Consider the following 15,655-nt stretch of genomic DNA (forward strand, 5'->3'; position numbering starts at 1 on the left):
TTCTTTGTTTAACAGGTGATGAGTTGTTTCGATGCCGAGACTATTTGTTTGGATAACGGGCTTTATCGAGAAGAAAACGTGATTAAATTCAGCAGACTTATTCGCGTTTTTCAGTAAGATAACTAGGACTGGAATAAAAAGGGAATGGCAATGCGGTATGATTTAAATGACCTCTATTATTATGTCAAAGTGATAGAACACGGTGGATTCTCTCAAGCAGGCCTCGCATTGGGTATCCCAAAATCCAAGCTTAGCCGCCGTATTGCTGAGCTTGAGAAAAAACTCAATGTTTCCTTAATTTACCGTTCCACTCGTCAGTTCCATGTGACTGAAATCGGCCAAACCTTTTATCAGCAATGTAAAAATGTGGTCGATGAAGCGAAAATCGCTGAGGAGCTGATTTGCTCTGTCCAAACCGACCCAAAAGGGATCATTAAGTTGTCTTGTCCTGTGGCCTTACTACAAGTGTATCTGCAAGATCTATTAGTTGATTTTATGGTGAAGTATCCGGATATCGATGTACAGATCTTAGCGGTTAATCGACCAGTTGATGTGATCAGTGAAGGACTAGATGTCGCGCTGCGTGTGCGTTCGTTGCCATTAGATGATTCAGGTTTAATGATGAAAGTACTCGGTTATTCACGACGTATTTTGGTTGCTAGCCCGTTGTTATTTAAGGGAGAAGAGCCTCTGCAACAACCCGAAGAGTTAGTGAATTATCCAATATTGGCAAATTCCGAGCATTCGCAAAATTATACGATGACTCTGAAAAACAGTGATGATTTAAGCTTCACGCAGCATTTTATTCCCAAATTAGCGACAACAGATATTTTGACCTTGTATAAAGCCGCATTAAAGGGAATTGGTATTGCTCGATTGCCTTATGGCGTGGTGGAAAAAGACCTAAGTTCAGGAGCATTGATTGAGATCTTACCTGAATGGCGTTTTCCTGAAGATATTATTCATGCAGTTTATCCATCAAGAAAAGGTTTATTGCCATCTGTTCAACTGTTATTAAATTATTTGGCTGAGAATATTTCACCAACGGTGAAATCGTCATAATTCATTATGGTAAAAAAGAACTCCCCAATAGTGATGCCATTGGGGAGTGATAAACGTTATTGATGTATACGCCCAAATTTACCATTATTAAAGTCATTAACTGCTTCAATGATCTCTTTATCGCTATTCATCACAAATGGACCATAGCCAACAACCGGCTCATCAATAGGTTCACCGCTTAAGAAGAGCACCACCGCTTCTTCAGTGGCTTCCATGATAATATTGCTATCACTATCATCGAGGATAATTAGCTCCCCTTCGTTTAAACTTGTGTGGCCATCAATAATGAGTGAACCATGCAACATGACTAGGCCAACATGACGGCCTGTTTTGGTTTGTAGTCCGAAGGTTTTGCCTTTTTTCAGCGTCAAATCCCAAACATCCAGAGGAGTAAACGTGCGAGCAGAACCTTGATTCCCTAAATAATCACCGGCAATAACACGTAAGATACCGGCATCATTAGGTAAAACAATATTGGGAATATGGCTACTTTTTAACAGCTGGTATCCTGGGGTCGCCAATTTATCTTTAGCCGGTAAATTGACCCACAGCTGCACCATATCTAGGGTGCCCCCATTTTTCATAAAGTCATCGGATTGGTACTCTTGGTGCAAAATACCAGATGCCGCTGTCATCCACTGTACGTCTCCAGGACCAATCACTCCCCCTTCACCTGTCGAGTCATGATGTGCAACCTCACCATCATAGACGATAGTCACCGTTTCGAAACCCTTGTGTGGATGTTCTCCAACACCACGGTTTTCAGCATCTGAACTTGGAAATGTAAAAGGTCCTGCTCTATCAAGTAAAAGAAATGGGTTGAGATATTTCCCGTGATTGTTATAGCTAAACAATGAACGAACGGGGAAGCCATCTCCAACCCAATGGCTGCGCGGTGCGTTATAAATACCAATGATCTTTTTCATGGTCATACTCCTAAAATAGATTCTGATGTATTTATCATAGGGGCACGATTTCGTGATCAGTAGTGGTAAAAGTAGGTTTCATTGTTTCATTATTAGAACAATAAATCAGACTTTTATTATCCTATTTTTAGAACAGTGTTTACTAAAAACCGGACTACTCAACAAAAAACCGATGAATTAATGTAAATAACAAGAGAGCGGGGCAGTGATTGTTCTATTTCTCGTTTAAAAGCATTTCATTATTTTATTGATTAAGAGGTTTCATTATGAGTAATCCAGCAAACTTCAATGGGCAGCGTCCTGTTATTAATCCAGATGATGCAGTGATGTTATTGATAGATCACCAAAGCGGTTTATTCCAAACCGTTGGTGATATGCCAATGACAGAGCTGCGTGCACGCGCTGCTGTTCTTGCAAAAATAGCCTCATTAGCAAAAATGCCTGTCATCACAACAGCTTCTGTCCCACAAGGTCCTAATGGCCCTCTGATCCCTGAAATTCACCAAAATGCGCCGCACGCACAATATATTGCTCGTCGCGGTGAAATTAACGCATGGGATAACCCTGAATTTGTTGAAGCAGTAAAAGCAACGGGTAAAAAACAGCTGATTATCGCGGGCACGATAACCAGTGTTTGCATGGCTTTCCCAGCGATTAGTGCAGTGGCAGATGGTTACCAAGTGTTTGTCGTCATTGATGCATCTGGTACTTATAGCAAAATGGCACAAGAAATTACTTTAGCACGCATGGTTCAAGCTGGTGTTGTCCCTATGGATACAGCCGCAGTTGCATCTGAAATTCAGAAAACGTGGAATCGCGAAGATGCGGCAGAATGGGCACAAGCTTACACGCAAATTTTTCCTGCATATCAATTGCTCATTGAAAGCTATATGAAAGCTCAAGACGTTTTGAAAAACAATGAACAATTAGATTCAGAACGCTAAGCCGAGTTTCTCACTCGAATGCTCAGTAGCCTTTACGAAAGTAGAGGCTACCTATCTTTATTAATTCAAATAAAACGAATAATTAGGATGTACTCAATGAAAAAATGTGTATTGCCATTACTGGCTTCACTATTTGTCGTAGGCACTGCTCAGGCAGCAAATTATCAGTTAGATCCAACCCATACTAAAGCCATTTTTTATATTGATCACTTTAATACATCCACGAATAGTGGTGGTTTCTACAACATTAGTGGTGATATGAGCTATTCCCCAGAAAAAAACATGGGAAGCATTAATGTCAAAATTCCAACGGAGACATTAAATACCGGTCTAACAGCGTTTGATAACCATATTAAGAGCGCTGATATGTTAGAAGTAGAGAAATACCCAACCATCGAGTTTAAATCAACTAGATGGAACTTTGCGGATAATAAACCGGTTTCGATTGATGGCATTTTAACCATGAAAGGACAGTCTCATCCCGTTCAATTGAAAACCACCAAATTTGGTTGTTATTTCAGTCCTATTTTTAAAGCAGATGTTTGTGGTGGTGATTTTGAAACGACCATTGACCGTACAAAATGGGGAGTCGATTTTCTTGCAAAAGAGGGAATGGCAAAAGAGGTGGTGATAAAAATACAAGCGGAAGCCATCAAACAATAAATTGGAAGGTGGAGTATGTTACAGAGAGTAAAAAAACATCCCATCGCGATGATGTCATCGGCGATAGTGGCTTTGGCTTTATCCGTTGGCGCTGCACAAGCTGTGGATTATCAAGCGAGTATTAAAGAAGGCCCGATTAAAATTATCAACTTAGATGAGTTAGAAGACCAAGTTGCAAAAAACATGGAAAAAGGGGCTTTTGGCTATATTCGAGGTGGTGCGGAAGATGAGCTGAATCTGGATAAAAATACCCGTAGCTTTGATAGAAAGTATATCATGCCAAGAGTAATGCAAGGTATTGAAATCAAAGATATTGACTTATCAACCCAATTTTTAGGAATTGATTTAAAAACGCCGATTATCCAAGCCCCGATGGCCGCTCAAGGTTTAGCTCATCAAGATGGTGAAATTGCGACTGCCAGAGGGATGGCGCAAGCAGGGTCAATTTTTTCACTAAGTACTTATGGTAATAAAACTATTGAAGAAGTCGCCGAAGTTTCAGGAGAAAGCCCCTTTTTCTTCCAACTTTATATGAGCAAGAATAATGCGTTTAATGAATTTACCTTGAAACGTGCGAAAGAGAGTGGTGCCAAAGCGATTATTTTAACGGTGGATTCGCCTGTTGGTGGGTATCGCGAAGATGATATTCGCAATAACTTCCAATTTCCACTTGGCTTTGCCAACTTAGAGCTGTTTGCTAAACAAAATGATGATGGTTCGAAAACAGGTAAAGGGGCAGGGATCAGCGAAATTTATGCTCAAGCGAAACAAGCCTTTACGCCAGCAGATATTGCTTATGTGAAAAAACTATCTGGCTTACCTGTTATAGTGAAAGGGATCCAGTCACCTGAAGATGCAGATAGAGTGATTAAGGCGGGGGCAGATGCGATTTGGGTATCCAATCATGGTGGACGACAACTAGATAGTGGCCCTGCTTCTTTTGATGTTCTACCTTCCATTGCAAAAGTGGTAAACAAACGTGTTCCTATCGTTTTTGATAGTGGTGTTCGCCGTGGTTCCCATGTGTTTAAAGCGTTAGCAAGTGGTGCTGATGTTGTCGCGATTGGTCGCCCAATTTTATATGGGTTAAATTTAGGCGGTGCAGAAGGGGTGAATTCCGTTATTCAGCAACTGAATAAAGAGTTATCCATTAATATGATGTTGGGTGGTACGAAAAATATTGAAAGTGTAAAAGCAACGACGCTTTATACCGATAAAGATTTTCAATAAAATTCATTAAGTAACAAGACGGGAGATAACCCCCGTCTTTTTATACAGTGAAGACCATTAGATGCTAAATCCACCATCAATATTTAAGTTTGCCCCCGTGATATAAGCCGCAGCTGGGCTGGCTAAATAGGTGACAAAACTTGCGATTTCGTCGGCGCTGGCATAACGTTTTAACGCCATGATCTGTTTTAGACTCTCTGCAAACTCCCCTTGTTCGGGATTCATGTCTGTGTTGACAGGACCTGGCTGGATATTATTCACAGTAATACCTCGACTAGCGACATCACGCGCCATCCCTTTAGTCAGTCCTACGATAGCTGCTTTACTCATTGCATAAGCACTACCGCCTTCAAAGGGCATCCTTTGTGCGTTAATGCTACCAATATGAATGATACGCCCATTATTATTCATCACTTCTAATGCTGCTTGGCTAGCAATAAACAGGCTACGAACATTGAGATAATAGGAACGATCGAACGCTTCTAATGACAAACTATCCAACGTGCCGAGTTCTAAAATACCAACGTTGTTAACTAAGATATCAAGGCTACCAAAAGTGCTGGCAGCTTGTGTGATGGCGGCTTTTATTTCTTTTTCATGAGCACTATTTGCTTTGATTGCCAACACATTACCTGAAAAGTGTTCAATCTCGGCCATTAAAGCTTCAGCTTTATCAGCAGAAGAGGCGTAGGTAAAAGCGACACTGGCACCCGCTTGAGCAAATTGTTTGACGATAGCAGCACCGATACCTCTCGACCCACCTTGAACAAAAGCAGATTTATTTTTGAATAACATAGACTCACCTTAACGTAATCACATATTCATGAATGAGGTATTTGACTGAGAAAAGCAGCAAGACACCAGAGTGATAAATCGATGAAGTTATTGAAAATAATTGAAGGTGAAGGGGAGAATGAATGCTTAAATGAAAAGCCCTTACCTTAGAAAAGGCAAGGGCATATTTTTATTACAGTTGAGGGCGTTTTACAAAACCAATCGCTTGATACACTTTATCCAATGTTTCTTGGGCACGTGCTGCTGCTTTGGTTGCACCTTCATCCATAATTTTGTTGAGCAAAGCTTCATCATTACGGAAGTGGTGGTAACGCTCTTGCAGGGTTGTCAACATACCTGCTACCGCTTCAGCAACCGCACCTTTTAGATGACCGTACATCTGGCCGGCAAATTCAGCTTCAAGTTCAGGAATACTTTTACCTGTAATGCCTGACAGAATATCTAGCAGGTTTGAGACCCCAGGTTTATTTTCGATATCATAAATAACACGAGGTGGCTCTTCTGAATCGGTCATTGCGCGCTTAATTTTCTTCGCAGCACCTTTTGGATCTTCGAGTAGAGCGATCAGGTTATTGCGGTTTTCATCCGACTTAGACATTTTCTTCGTTGGATCTTGTAATGCCATTACTCGAGCGCCGCCACCTGTTGGAATAAACGGATCTGGAACAGTGAAGATATCACCATAAATCGCGTTAAAACGCTGAGCGACATCGCGGCTCAATTCAAGATGCTGTTTTTGGTCAATCCCAACAGGAACCTTGTTGGTTTGATATAGCAGGATATCGGCCACCATTAATACTGGGTAATCAAACAGACCCGCGTTGATGTTCTCTGAATGGCGCGCTGATTTGTCTTTAAACTGAGTCATACGGCTTAATTCGCCGAAATAGGTGTAGCAGTTCAGTGCCCAGCTGAGTTGTGCATGTTGTGGAACATGAGATTGGACAAAAATAGTGCTTTTTTGATGGTCGATGCCGCAAGCAAGATAGAGTGCTAATGTATCGAGTGTTCTTTTACGGAGCTCGTCTGGATCTTGGCGTACTGTAATGGCATGTTGGTCAACGATACAATAGATGCAGTCGTAATCATCTTGCATTTGTACCCACTGACGTAGCGCACCCATGTAGTTACCGATGGTCAATTCACCGGAAGGCTGCGCGCCGCTGAATACGATAGGTTTTTGGGTTTGCTTTTGTTTTTCAGTGGGTTCACTCATTGCTTGTTATATCCTTTAATTATTTTGTGTCAGATAAACCGATAGTAGGCAGGATATCTGAAAAGTGTGTTAATACACAGTCAGGTTCGCTCAGTGCGATGGATTCACCGTAGTTATAACCATAAGTTAAGCCAACGCTAGGGCATTGTGCGCTTTTTGCGGCAATAATATCATTACGGGAATCACCGACAAAAAGCAATTCCTCTTTACGTAAACCCAGCTTGCCCATGGTCAGGTACAGTGGAGCTGGGTGTGGTTTTTTTTCTTTCACATCATCACCGCCAAGAACCAGAGAAAAATAGCTATCAATGGCTAACTTCTTCAGTAAAGGGGCGATAAATGGGGTTGGTTTATTGGTCACAATAGCCATCGGTAAGCCGTGCTGAGCGAGTTTTTCCAGTGTTGCTTTGACTTCAGGAAATAACTCGCTGCCTGTTGTGACAGAAGTTGCATAGAATTTATCGAAGCTTTCGCGAGTGGTGCTGTGGAGCTTGGGAGTTATCGTTGCTCCCGCCCAGGTTAAGGCGCGGTCAATCATGATGTCAGCGCCGTTACCTACCCAAATTGAAACACGCTCTTTTCCAGCGGGTGGAAAGCCTTGTTCTTCTAGGGCGCGGTCTAACGCTTCTGACAGCCCAGCAGCGCTGTCAACGAGAGTACCATCTAAATCAAACGCGATGGCTTTGATATTTTCTAAACGCGGTTGTGTCATTGAGATACCTTTTGTAATTCCTTACGCATTTGATCAATGACGGCTTTGTAATCGGGTTGACCAAAAATTGCAGAGCCTGCAACAAAGGTGTCGGCACCCGCAGCAGCAATTTCGGCAATATTATCAATTTTCACGCCACCATCGATTTCCAAGCGAATATCATAACCGCTTTCATCAATCATTTTACGGACTTGGCGCAATTTAGTTAGTGTATGAGGGATAAAAGATTGGCCACCAAATCCTGGGTTTACCGACATGAGTAGGATCATGTCTACTTTATCCATCACATACTCTAGGTGGCTCAATGGTGTTGCTGGGTTGAAAACCAAACCCGCGGTACAACCGTGCTCTTTAATCAGTTGCAGTGTTCTATCGACGTGCTCACTGGCTTCCACATGAAAACTGATGTGGTTTGCGCCAGCTTTGGCAAAATCAGGAATAATTCTGTCGACAGGTTTAACCATCAAGTGAACATCAATCGGAGCGGTGATACCGTAATCACGCAGAGCTTTACAAATCGGTGCGCCGAAAGTGAGGTTAGGAACATAGTGGTTATCCATAACATCAAAGTGCACAATATCTGCACCAGCTGCCAGTACTTTTGCGGTATCTTCGCCTAAACGGGCAAAATCTGCAGATAAAATAGATGGGGCAATGAGAAAATCTTTCATTATTGTCTCCGATTATTTAAATGTTACCCGAGAGTCATTCCACGCCGGACGAAAGGCGTTTGGTGCTTGTCTTATCCGTTTTTTTTGGCAATTTTAGTGCGGGTTCTTCATTATATAATGCCAATAGTTCATTGACTTTATTACGATTAAGTATGTTTCGACTGATTGTTCGACGCACTTTGACTATATGTAATTTAGCCTGATGATACCACTCTCTGGTTGCTGGCGTGTCATGATTTGAAATCAGAACCGGAATTTTGCGATCTGAAGACAAATAATGCGCTAGGCGAGCAAGATTTTGTTGTTCTTGCGCACTGAATGCATTGGTGTGGTATGCCGTAAAGTTTGCCGTTTCAGACAATGGGGCATACGGTGGGTCACAGTAAACCACGGAACCTGATGGTGCCGACAAGAGTGTACTTTCGTAGTGTTGAGTGACAAAGGTGGCTTTTTGAGCCTTTTCGGCAAACCACAGTAGCTCTTCTTCTGGAAAGTAAGGCTTTTTATAACGGCCAAATGGAACGTTAAATTCACCACGTGAATTGTAACGGCATAGACCATTGTAGCAATGACGATTCAGATATAAAAATAATACACTACGTTTGATAGGATCTGTAGATTGGTTAAATTCTTCACGCTTCAGATAGTACTGCTCAGCAGTATTAAATTCAGGCGTAAAGATCTGACGAACTTCCCCGATAAAAGAGTCAGTCCGGTATTTTACCGTATTGTAGAGATTAATTAGGTCACTGTTGATATCCGCTAGGACATAAGCGTCATAGCTGGTGTTTAGAAAAACAGAGCCTGCCCCTACAAAGGGCTCGATCAAGCAATCACCCTGTGGAAGATGTTTTTTAATATCTTCCACTAGAGGGTATTTACCGCCAGCCCATTTCAAAAAAGCGCGTGTTTTTTTCATGCCGTCTTATTATTACAAACGTTTAGAGTCGTATTAGGAACTCTGTCAGGACAGCATAATGCGCCCGCGATAAAACGTTGTTATTTTTGATCCTGTTGAACTTGCTTCATATTTCTAACCCATGGTTTTTTCGCTTGAACTTCTGCTGGTAAAGTCGCAATAGCGCTTTTAGCTTCATTAACAGAACGATAGTTTCCGTGGATCAGAACATACCAAGTTTGCCCATTACGGATTGTTTTATAAACTTTATAGTTATTGAGTTTATGTTGTTTAGCGAAAGCTTCTAATGTATCTGAGCGGCTTGCACTGCTTAACTGTAATGTATAGTTACCTGCTGGAGCAGACATTAAATTACCACTTTGAGCGTTATTTGCTGTTGTGGTTTTTGCTGGCTGCTTAGTCTGAACAGGTTGTTTGGTTTCTACAGGTTTTGTCTGTGGTTTCTCAGGTTTCACCGGCGTAGTTTGTGGTTTTGATGCAGGTGGCGTCTGAACCACTGGTGGTGGTGCGATATTCTGTGCAGGTGTATTTTGGGCGCCTTGATTAAGTGTTTGTCCTTGATTCAAAGCATCGGCAACATCACCTGGGATCTCAATTCGTTCACCATAACCATTTTGTGGTTGCTGCTGAGTACCCTGTGTTGGGGTTGGGTTCACAGAGGGGACATTAATTTCTTGTGTTTGTCCTTGTTGACCCTGATTAGCACTGAGCGACGAGGAACCTGATAAATCGATGTTACGCTCATTCGATGAGGACGTCGTCGCTTGCTGTCTTTCATGCTCCGTTGGCGCCTTTAAGGCTGAGCTAATGGCGATAATCAGTAATAACAAAACTAAAACACCAACACCGATCATGATATGCTGACGTGATAGTGTTAATTTGGGTTTTGCTGCTGGTGATGGGCGGCTACGACCAGTTGGACGGTCGGATGCATCAGGCCGCAGATCATTCTGTGCTTGAGGCTGATTATCTGGTTTAAATTCGTCCATTTTGCCCTCCCGAATAAAAATTGCCTTGTGATCGAGATAAAATTTCTCTTTTCATTACGGCCTCTTAACGAGTAAATAGTGTATACCCGCAATGTTGCAAAGGATAGTTTTATACTTGCCATATCGTTTGCATACGATAAATACGACATGGACATGACATGTCTAAAAGTCTAAGTGTTTAAGTGAATGTTGTAACCTGAAACTTTAGACATAGCGTATAATTTAACGACTTTAAGACATATCTGCCAGAAACATTTTAAAACCTCAGGTTATCTGGCTGGTTTTAAAATGCTTCTGGTTGATAATTGCTCAAAGGCGATTCAGGTTTTAGGGTAAACAGGAAGATATTGCATCTTGAACGACTTGTGTTTCAACATCTGAACGCATTTCTGCATGTCCGATGGTGGTTGGTAAGATCAAATGCAATTTTCCGCCCATGACTTTTTTATCTCTTAGCATGTGAGGTAAATAGTCATCGGGTTGCATTTGCTCTGGGCCGGTAACGGGTAATTGTGCACGTTCTAACAGCGTAATGATGCGCTGTGTTTGTTGCGCTGTGAATGTCCCTATGCGTTCTGCTGTTTTCGCTGCCATGACCATACCCGCAGCAACGGCTTCACCATGCAGCCAGACACCATAGCCCATATGTGCTTCAATGGCGTGGCCAAAAGTATGACCGAGGTTAAGTAATGCTCTTAACCCGCTGGTCTCTTTTTCATCAGCAGCGACCACTTGCGCTTTTAATTCACAACAACGACGAATGCAGTAAGCCATTGTTTGGTTATCTAATGCCATCAAGGCATCGATATTTTCTTCTAACCAGCTAAAAAATTCACCATCAAGAATGATGCCATATTTGATGACCTCGGCGAGACCAGAGGCAAATTCTCTCTTTGGTAGCGTTTTTAAACAATCAAGGTCAATGATGACAGAGGCGGGTTGATAAAATGCCCCGATCATATTTTTACCTAATGGATGGTTAACCGCAGTCTTACCACCAACGGAAGAGTCAACTTGTGACAGTAACGTCGTGGGGACTTGAATAAAGCGTACACCACGCTGATAGCTTGCCGCAGCGAAACCTGTTAGGTCACCGATAACTCCCCCACCAAGAGCAATGAGGGTGGTATCGCGATTATGGTGTTTTTCAAGTAATGCAGTGAATACATCGTTCATAATGAACAACGATTTGTATTGTTCACCATCAGGTAGAACGATGGAATCGACTGTTACTCCTATTGCTTTAAGGGCTTGCGTGACTTTATCGAGATAGATGGGCGCAAGTGTTTCGTTGGTCACGACCATGGCTCGTTGACCTGCTTTAAGAGGCCAAAAAGCATCTGGTTGGTTGTAAAGACCAGGGGCAATAGTGATTGGATAACTACGTTCATCCAACGTAACAGTGATTTTTTCCATCTTGCTTTACCTTGTAGCCATTACGGGTGTTAAGTTAGTTTTTTTCTAACAGCTCGATGATTTGGCTCGCCACAACTTTGGCACTTTGCTCATCAGTATGAATAGTGATATCAGCGATCTCTTCATACATTGGGTTGCGTTCAGATGCCAGTTTTTCGAGAACCTCACGTGCAGGTTCGTCTACCTGTAATAGTGGACGTTTTTTATCACGTTGAGTTCGAGACAACTGCTTCTCGATAGTGGTTTCGAGATACACAACAACACCACGAGCGGATAGGCGATTGCGAGTTTCTTTCGATTTTACTGAACCGCCACCTGTTGCGAGCACGATGCCTTGTTTTTCGGTAAGCTCATTGATGATTTTTTCTTCGCGATCGCGGAAGCCTTCCTCGCCTTCTAGGTCAAAGACCCAGCTTACATCTGCGCCTGTACGTTTTTCAATCTCGTGATCAGAGTCAAAAAACTCCATATTAAGCTGTTGAGCCAATTGACGACCAATAGTACTTTTGCCGGCACCCATCGGTCCAACCAGAAAGATATTGCGTTTCTCTGCCATGTTTTTTGGTATTACTACGATTATTCGTTAATGATAACCCGCCCCGCCAATCGAATTAGCGACGGGACCTAAACTGAAACCTCATGAATGATAAGTGAGATCAGATAAGAAAATTATCTCAATACATCAACCTGAATTGCAACTATATAAATGTGGCACTGAGCGAACAAAGTGCCACACTTGTGTTACTGGTTTCTTTTGCTACGCCGTCTATTTTGCCTAACGTATTGTTCAAAATGAGTTTTAACAGCATTACCGCCGCATAAAAGAAACAGCGGACCTGTTAATTTATAGAGCAAATTGATTGCGGCTATTTTATCAGCGGCTGATAGCTTGTTCTTTAATCTACGGATAGTTAGAACACTCAATGGATAACCTTGTATGCTAAAACGGCGTCAGCGTCAAATTTATCCGGCAGGTTTATGGCATAAAAAATAATTTTCTCGACTGACATTTCCTTTATATTTGTTCAACTACTTGAAGTATCAATATTATTTTTTTATCTAGATACTGATAAGCTTTGGTGTGATAAAAACCACAAGAATTCTACGGTCAATATGTTTACCCGTACTAGTAAATAATTTTCCTAGAAGAGGGATGTCTGATAAAAAAGGGAAACCTGTTTCTGTTTTCTCTTGCTTCTGTTGGAAAATCCCACCAAGTATGAGTGTTTCATTATTGCGGATCGTGACGGATGTAGCGATTTCTTGTTTGTTGATCGCTAAATAGTTGCTTTCACTTGTTGTAAGGGCGGTATCCGGCGAGTTATGGCTAATTTTCAGTAATAATTCAACCTGATCACCGCGTGAAAGGGTGGGGGTGACCTCCATTCCCAAAACGGCATCTTTGAATTGTACGTTAGTTGTCTTTTCAGTACTGGTCACATAGGGGATCTCTGTGCCTTGCTGAATACTCGCTGGATGCTTATGTGATGCCATCAAACGAGGACTCGCAATAATAGAAAGTAAATTTTCTTTTTCCAATGCGTTCAGCTTTAGCTCTAACAAACCTTCACCCAGTCGCAGTAGGTTAAAGTTGAATTGCCCCTGAGTTGAATCATATCGGTTATAACGTTGATAGCGTTTATTATTAGGGCTTCCTGACAGCATTCCCCACTCTAAACCGAGTTCTTGCAGAGCTGTTCGGCTACTGCTGATGATATGTGCCGTGATTTGAACTTGTTGCTTAGGGACATCTAATTGCTTTAGCCAGTCTTCAATCAATTTTAGGCGTATTGCCGTGTCTTTGATCACTAAGCTATTAGTAATAGAATGGCTGGTTGCGAAGCCTTCATTTGATAATAAAGCGGTGTGCGTCTGCTGTAACTGTTGCAGGGCTGTATCTGCACTGACCGAGTTTAATGTAAAAATTTTTTCGACAAGTGGTGCCGCAATTTTTTGCGGTGTACTTTTTGCTGAGATTAATACCGTTTCATTGCCATTCGCTTCTTTTAAGAGAGGGATAAAGGGGTCGCGCATCTCTTGTGCTGTAACCTTCAATGAAATCAAAAGAATGGTGACCACAAAAAGCAATTTATTATTCATTAATAATATCATCCTTGATAAATGTAATAGTTAATATTGCGGTTAATTGCCCGTTTTTAGACTGAAAGTTTACCTCAGAAACTCCCCCTGTTTGGTGGGATAACGTTGATATAAGATTATCAATAAAATGATAGATTTCAGGGTAATTACCTTGAACTTCAATGAAATAGCGTTGTTCATTATTCTCCCTATTTGTTGATGGGTGTAAGCGTTTAAGTGCGACATTGGTGTGAGTGACAATTTGCTGCAAATAGGTGATAAATTGTGCTGAATCTTGCTTCGCTAATGCAAATTTCTGTTCTAGTTCGATAAGTTGTTGGTCAAGTTGTTGTAGCGATGGAAGCTGTCGCCGTATTTTTTCCTTTTGTTGTGACTGAACGGCAAGGTGCTGAGTTTCATTTTTCAGTTCGGTCAGTTGATATTCGATTTCTTGCCAATAAAACTGAAAATAGGCCAGCAAGATTAGGCTCATTACCGCCCAAAAAGGGATGGATTGTTGCCAAAACGGGCGATACCAAAATGCTGAAGTGCTCTCATTCATCTGTACCTTCCAAATAGTTCGCGCTCAAATGTAGGTAATTAATTTTTTCTGACCTCTCCATTTTTATGAGCTGTATTTTTTGTAGTAATGGGCTGTTTTCTAATCGCGTGATTAACTGGTGAATATCATGAGGATCATAACTCCTTGCCGCTATCTCGAAATGTTTGTCTGTGAGTGAAAAATACGCTAACCAGCTTTTGGGTGGCGTAAGTTCTGGCAGTTTATGCAAGATACTTAGCCTTAATGAGTTACGTTGTGCTTGTCGAGCTAAGCTCTCTTGATAGCGTTGCCACTTGGTGAGCTGTATTTGTTTTTCTGTAACCAGTTGAATATGGTGCTGATTGTGTGTGACCTGCTGGGTAAGTTGTGTCTTAGTGATTTGTCGTTGTCGCAGTTCCAACTGCTGTTGCGCTGCAAAATAAATCATGCACACGATGACGAAAAAACTTTGAAAGAGGCATAACACTACACAATAGCGTTTTTTAGCTGCCATTTTTTGTTGTCGCCAAGGTAAAAAATTAACTTGATACATGTTCATTATCCTTATGGCGTAGTGCTAACCCTGCTGCGATAACAAACTCCCCCAGCTGGTGAGGGATTTTAGCGGTATGATGATGGAAAGCCTGTAATAAGTTCCATGATTGTATTGTCTGAGCTTGGTGGTGATCACCGATATAATAGAAAGGAAGCTTCAGCGCGGTATTTTCTTCTTGGAGTTGAGAAATCATTTGTGAGAGTGTTGAACGCTCATTCTCTTGAATTTGGTTATAACTCGCGGGTTGACTGACAGGGCCTGACCATAGCCACTCCCCTTGCCGATAATGTAATAGCCAGCTTTCATCCGGTATCCCAGCATGTCGCGCAATATAACGTAAAACACAAGGCGCAACATCGATAGCGGCCAGTAAGAAACCACTTTCATGCAACAAGTTTTGCCAAAAAATGATTTCAGACTTACGAACACCATTTAAATAAGCACAGTTGTTAATCACTCGATAGTCGATAACTAACTCTTCTGAATTAAGCGGAAAAAGTTTTTCAGCACGGGTTTGTAGATACCAACCTAACTCAGGTTGCTTTAATGTGACTTGCTCAGGTAGGGGAACTTGCTGTTTGAGTGTCCGTAAGGAGGAAAAAGCGATTGAGACATGACAATTTTTAGGTAATTTCCGACGCCATTGTATTAAAATTTCTTGTAGGATATCACGTTTGTCATTTTCAGATTGGCCGCTGATTTCGTTCGGGATATTTTGTTGCCAACATTCACATAAGTACCAGCGTTTGCGGGTTTGCTTTGCGGCAACAAGCCGGATCGTTGTTTGAAAAAGGTCGATGCCGATGTTCCATTTTTGTGAATACATAGATAATTTCCTTATCATCAACAAATAAATTACGATTTCTATTGAGCTGTATAAGCTTTATACTACGCGCCAGCTATATCTAAACCCTCCTGTCTGTTGAGTATGGGAAT

17 protein-coding genes are annotated in these 15,655 nt (G+C 41.7%); 4 read left to right on the top strand and 13 right to left on the bottom strand.

The window, feature by feature from the left end; genetic code table 11:
- Positions 1-150 precede the first annotated feature (150 nt).
- The gene (locus ACWPW6_RS00330; protein WP_196713946.1) at positions 151-1,062 is read left to right on the top strand and encodes a LysR substrate-binding domain-containing protein; all 912 of its coding nucleotides are present in this window, start codon (positions 151-153) and stop codon (positions 1,060-1,062) included.
- A gap of 56 nt (positions 1,063-1,118) precedes the next feature.
- On the opposite strand, the gene ACWPW6_RS00335 is transcribed toward ACWPW6_RS00330, so the two are convergent.
- The gene (locus ACWPW6_RS00335) at positions 1,119-1,988 is read right to left on the bottom strand and encodes a pirin family protein (protein WP_154621857.1); all 870 of its coding nucleotides are present in this window, start codon (positions 1,986-1,988) and stop codon (positions 1,119-1,121) included.
- A 266-nt stretch (positions 1,989-2,254) separates the two neighbouring features.
- Between ACWPW6_RS00335 and ACWPW6_RS00340 the strand changes: the two genes are divergently transcribed.
- The 3 genes from ACWPW6_RS00340 (at position 2,255) to ACWPW6_RS00350 (ending at position 4,825) form a co-directional block, all read left to right on the top strand.
- Positions 2,255-2,932 carry a hydrolase gene (locus tag ACWPW6_RS00340; protein WP_004916074.1) on the top strand — a complete coding sequence of 226 codons (678 nt, stop codon included), beginning with the start codon at positions 2,255-2,257 and terminating at the stop codon, positions 2,930-2,932.
- Between the two features lie 96 nt (positions 2,933-3,028).
- Positions 3,029-3,595, top strand: coding sequence for a YceI family protein (locus ACWPW6_RS00345; protein ID WP_247046851.1), 567 nt, complete (start codon positions 3,029-3,031; stop codon positions 3,593-3,595).
- Positions 3,596-3,643: 48 nt separating this feature from the next.
- Positions 3,644-4,825, top strand: coding sequence for a lactate oxidase (locus ACWPW6_RS00350; protein ID WP_375097489.1), 1,182 nt, complete (start codon positions 3,644-3,646; stop codon positions 4,823-4,825).
- Positions 4,826-4,882: 57 nt separating this feature from the next.
- Here the strand turns inward: ACWPW6_RS00350 and ACWPW6_RS00355 are convergent, their stop codons facing one another.
- From ACWPW6_RS00355 to pilM, 12 genes are all read right to left on the bottom strand, one after another.
- Complete coding sequence (locus ACWPW6_RS00355; protein ID WP_154621854.1) at positions 4,883-5,620, bottom strand: 3-oxoacyl-ACP reductase family protein; 738 nt, start codon at positions 5,618-5,620, stop codon at positions 4,883-4,885.
- A 172-nt stretch (positions 5,621-5,792) separates the two neighbouring features.
- A complete protein-coding gene (trpS, locus tag ACWPW6_RS00360; protein WP_154621853.1) occupies positions 5,793-6,836 on the bottom strand; it encodes a tryptophan--tRNA ligase in 1,044 nt (347 codons plus the stop codon).
- Positions 6,837-6,855: 19 nt separating this feature from the next.
- On the bottom strand, positions 6,856-7,548 hold the full coding sequence (locus tag ACWPW6_RS00365) for a phosphoglycolate phosphatase (RefSeq protein ID WP_247046852.1): 693 nt from the start codon (positions 7,546-7,548) through the stop codon (positions 6,856-6,858).
- A complete protein-coding gene (gene rpe / locus ACWPW6_RS00370) occupies positions 7,545-8,219 on the bottom strand; it encodes a ribulose-phosphate 3-epimerase (RefSeq protein WP_154621851.1) in 675 nt (224 codons plus the stop codon). Before rpe ends, ACWPW6_RS00365 begins: the two co-directional genes overlap by 4 nt.
- A 34-nt stretch (positions 8,220-8,253) precedes the next feature.
- Positions 8,254-9,138 (bottom strand): adenine-specific DNA-methyltransferase, encoded by an 885-nt coding sequence (gene dam, locus ACWPW6_RS00375; RefSeq protein ID WP_154621850.1) that lies wholly within the window; start codon positions 9,136-9,138, stop codon positions 8,254-8,256.
- A gap of 80 nt (positions 9,139-9,218) precedes the next feature.
- Positions 9,219-10,127: an SPOR domain-containing protein gene (locus tag ACWPW6_RS00380; protein ID WP_196713941.1), complete on the bottom strand. Its 909-nt coding sequence runs from the start codon at positions 10,125-10,127 to the stop codon at positions 9,219-9,221.
- Positions 10,128-10,454: 327 nt separating this feature from the next.
- Complete coding sequence (aroB, locus tag ACWPW6_RS00385; RefSeq protein WP_154621848.1) at positions 10,455-11,543, bottom strand: 3-dehydroquinate synthase; 1,089 nt, start codon at positions 11,541-11,543, stop codon at positions 10,455-10,457.
- Positions 11,544-11,577: 34 nt separating this feature from the next.
- The gene (gene aroK, locus ACWPW6_RS00390) at positions 11,578-12,099 is read right to left on the bottom strand and encodes a shikimate kinase AroK (RefSeq protein WP_154621847.1); all 522 of its coding nucleotides are present in this window, start codon (positions 12,097-12,099) and stop codon (positions 11,578-11,580) included.
- A 503-nt stretch (positions 12,100-12,602) separates the two neighbouring features.
- A complete protein-coding gene (locus tag ACWPW6_RS00395; protein ID WP_249999576.1) occupies positions 12,603-13,643 on the bottom strand; it encodes a secretin N-terminal domain-containing protein in 1,041 nt (346 codons plus the stop codon).
- Positions 13,636-14,184 (bottom strand): hypothetical protein, encoded by a 549-nt coding sequence (locus ACWPW6_RS00400; protein ID WP_154621845.1) that lies wholly within the window; start codon positions 14,182-14,184, stop codon positions 13,636-13,638. The genes ACWPW6_RS00395 and ACWPW6_RS00400 overlap by 8 nt, the downstream gene beginning before the upstream one ends.
- Positions 14,177-14,716 (bottom strand): PilN domain-containing protein, encoded by a 540-nt coding sequence (locus ACWPW6_RS00405; protein WP_249999578.1) that lies wholly within the window; start codon positions 14,714-14,716, stop codon positions 14,177-14,179. Before ACWPW6_RS00405 ends, ACWPW6_RS00400 begins: the two co-directional genes overlap by 8 nt.
- The gene (gene pilM, locus ACWPW6_RS00410; protein ID WP_196713939.1) at positions 14,703-15,545 is read right to left on the bottom strand and encodes a pilus assembly protein PilM; all 843 of its coding nucleotides are present in this window, start codon (positions 15,543-15,545) and stop codon (positions 14,703-14,705) included. Before pilM ends, ACWPW6_RS00405 begins: the two co-directional genes overlap by 14 nt.
- Between the last annotated feature and the right edge of the window lie 110 nt (positions 15,546-15,655).

The organism is Providencia sp. Marseille-Q8014 (genome assembly GCF_965112055.1).

Excerpts from the sequence above, each read along its gene's own strand:
- ACWPW6_RS00330 (WP_196713946.1), top strand. The coding sequence starts at position 151 with ATGCGGTATGATTTAAATGACCTCTATTATTATGTCAAAGTGATAGAA.
- ACWPW6_RS00405 (WP_249999578.1), bottom strand. The coding sequence starts at position 14,716 with ATGTATCAAGTTAATTTTTTACCTTGGCGACAACAAAAAATGGCAGCT.
- ACWPW6_RS00355 (WP_154621854.1), bottom strand. The coding sequence starts at position 5,620 with ATGTTATTCAAAAATAAATCTGCTTTTGTTCAAGGTGGGTCGAGAGGT.
- dam (WP_154621850.1), bottom strand. The coding sequence starts at position 9,138 with ATGAAAAAAACACGCGCTTTTTTGAAATGGGCTGGCGGTAAATACCCT.
- ACWPW6_RS00380 (WP_196713941.1), bottom strand. The coding sequence starts at position 10,127 with ATGGACGAATTTAAACCAGATAATCAGCCTCAAGCACAGAATGATCTG.
- ACWPW6_RS00350 (WP_375097489.1), top strand. The coding sequence starts at position 3,644 with ATGATGTCATCGGCGATAGTGGCTTTGGCTTTATCCGTTGGCGCTGCA.
- trpS (WP_154621853.1), bottom strand. The coding sequence starts at position 6,836 with ATGAGTGAACCCACTGAAAAACAAAAGCAAACCCAAAAACCTATCGTA.
- ACWPW6_RS00335 (WP_154621857.1), bottom strand. The coding sequence starts at position 1,988 with ATGAAAAAGATCATTGGTATTTATAACGCACCGCGCAGCCATTGGGTT.
- ACWPW6_RS00395 (WP_249999576.1), bottom strand. The coding sequence starts at position 13,643 with ATGAATAATAAATTGCTTTTTGTGGTCACCATTCTTTTGATTTCATTG.
- pilM (WP_196713939.1), bottom strand. The coding sequence starts at position 15,545 with ATGTATTCACAAAAATGGAACATCGGCATCGACCTTTTTCAAACAACG.
- rpe (WP_154621851.1), bottom strand. The coding sequence starts at position 8,219 with ATGAAAGATTTTCTCATTGCCCCATCTATTTTATCTGCAGATTTTGCC.
- aroK (WP_154621847.1), bottom strand. The coding sequence starts at position 12,099 with ATGGCAGAGAAACGCAATATCTTTCTGGTTGGACCGATGGGTGCCGGC.
- ACWPW6_RS00340 (WP_004916074.1), top strand. The coding sequence starts at position 2,255 with ATGAGTAATCCAGCAAACTTCAATGGGCAGCGTCCTGTTATTAATCCA.
- ACWPW6_RS00345 (WP_247046851.1), top strand. The coding sequence starts at position 3,029 with ATGAAAAAATGTGTATTGCCATTACTGGCTTCACTATTTGTCGTAGGC.
- ACWPW6_RS00365 (WP_247046852.1), bottom strand. The coding sequence starts at position 7,548 with ATGACACAACCGCGTTTAGAAAATATCAAAGCCATCGCGTTTGATTTA.
- aroB (WP_154621848.1), bottom strand. The coding sequence starts at position 11,543 with ATGGAAAAAATCACTGTTACGTTGGATGAACGTAGTTATCCAATCACT.
- ACWPW6_RS00400 (WP_154621845.1), bottom strand. The coding sequence starts at position 14,184 with ATGAATGAGAGCACTTCAGCATTTTGGTATCGCCCGTTTTGGCAACAA.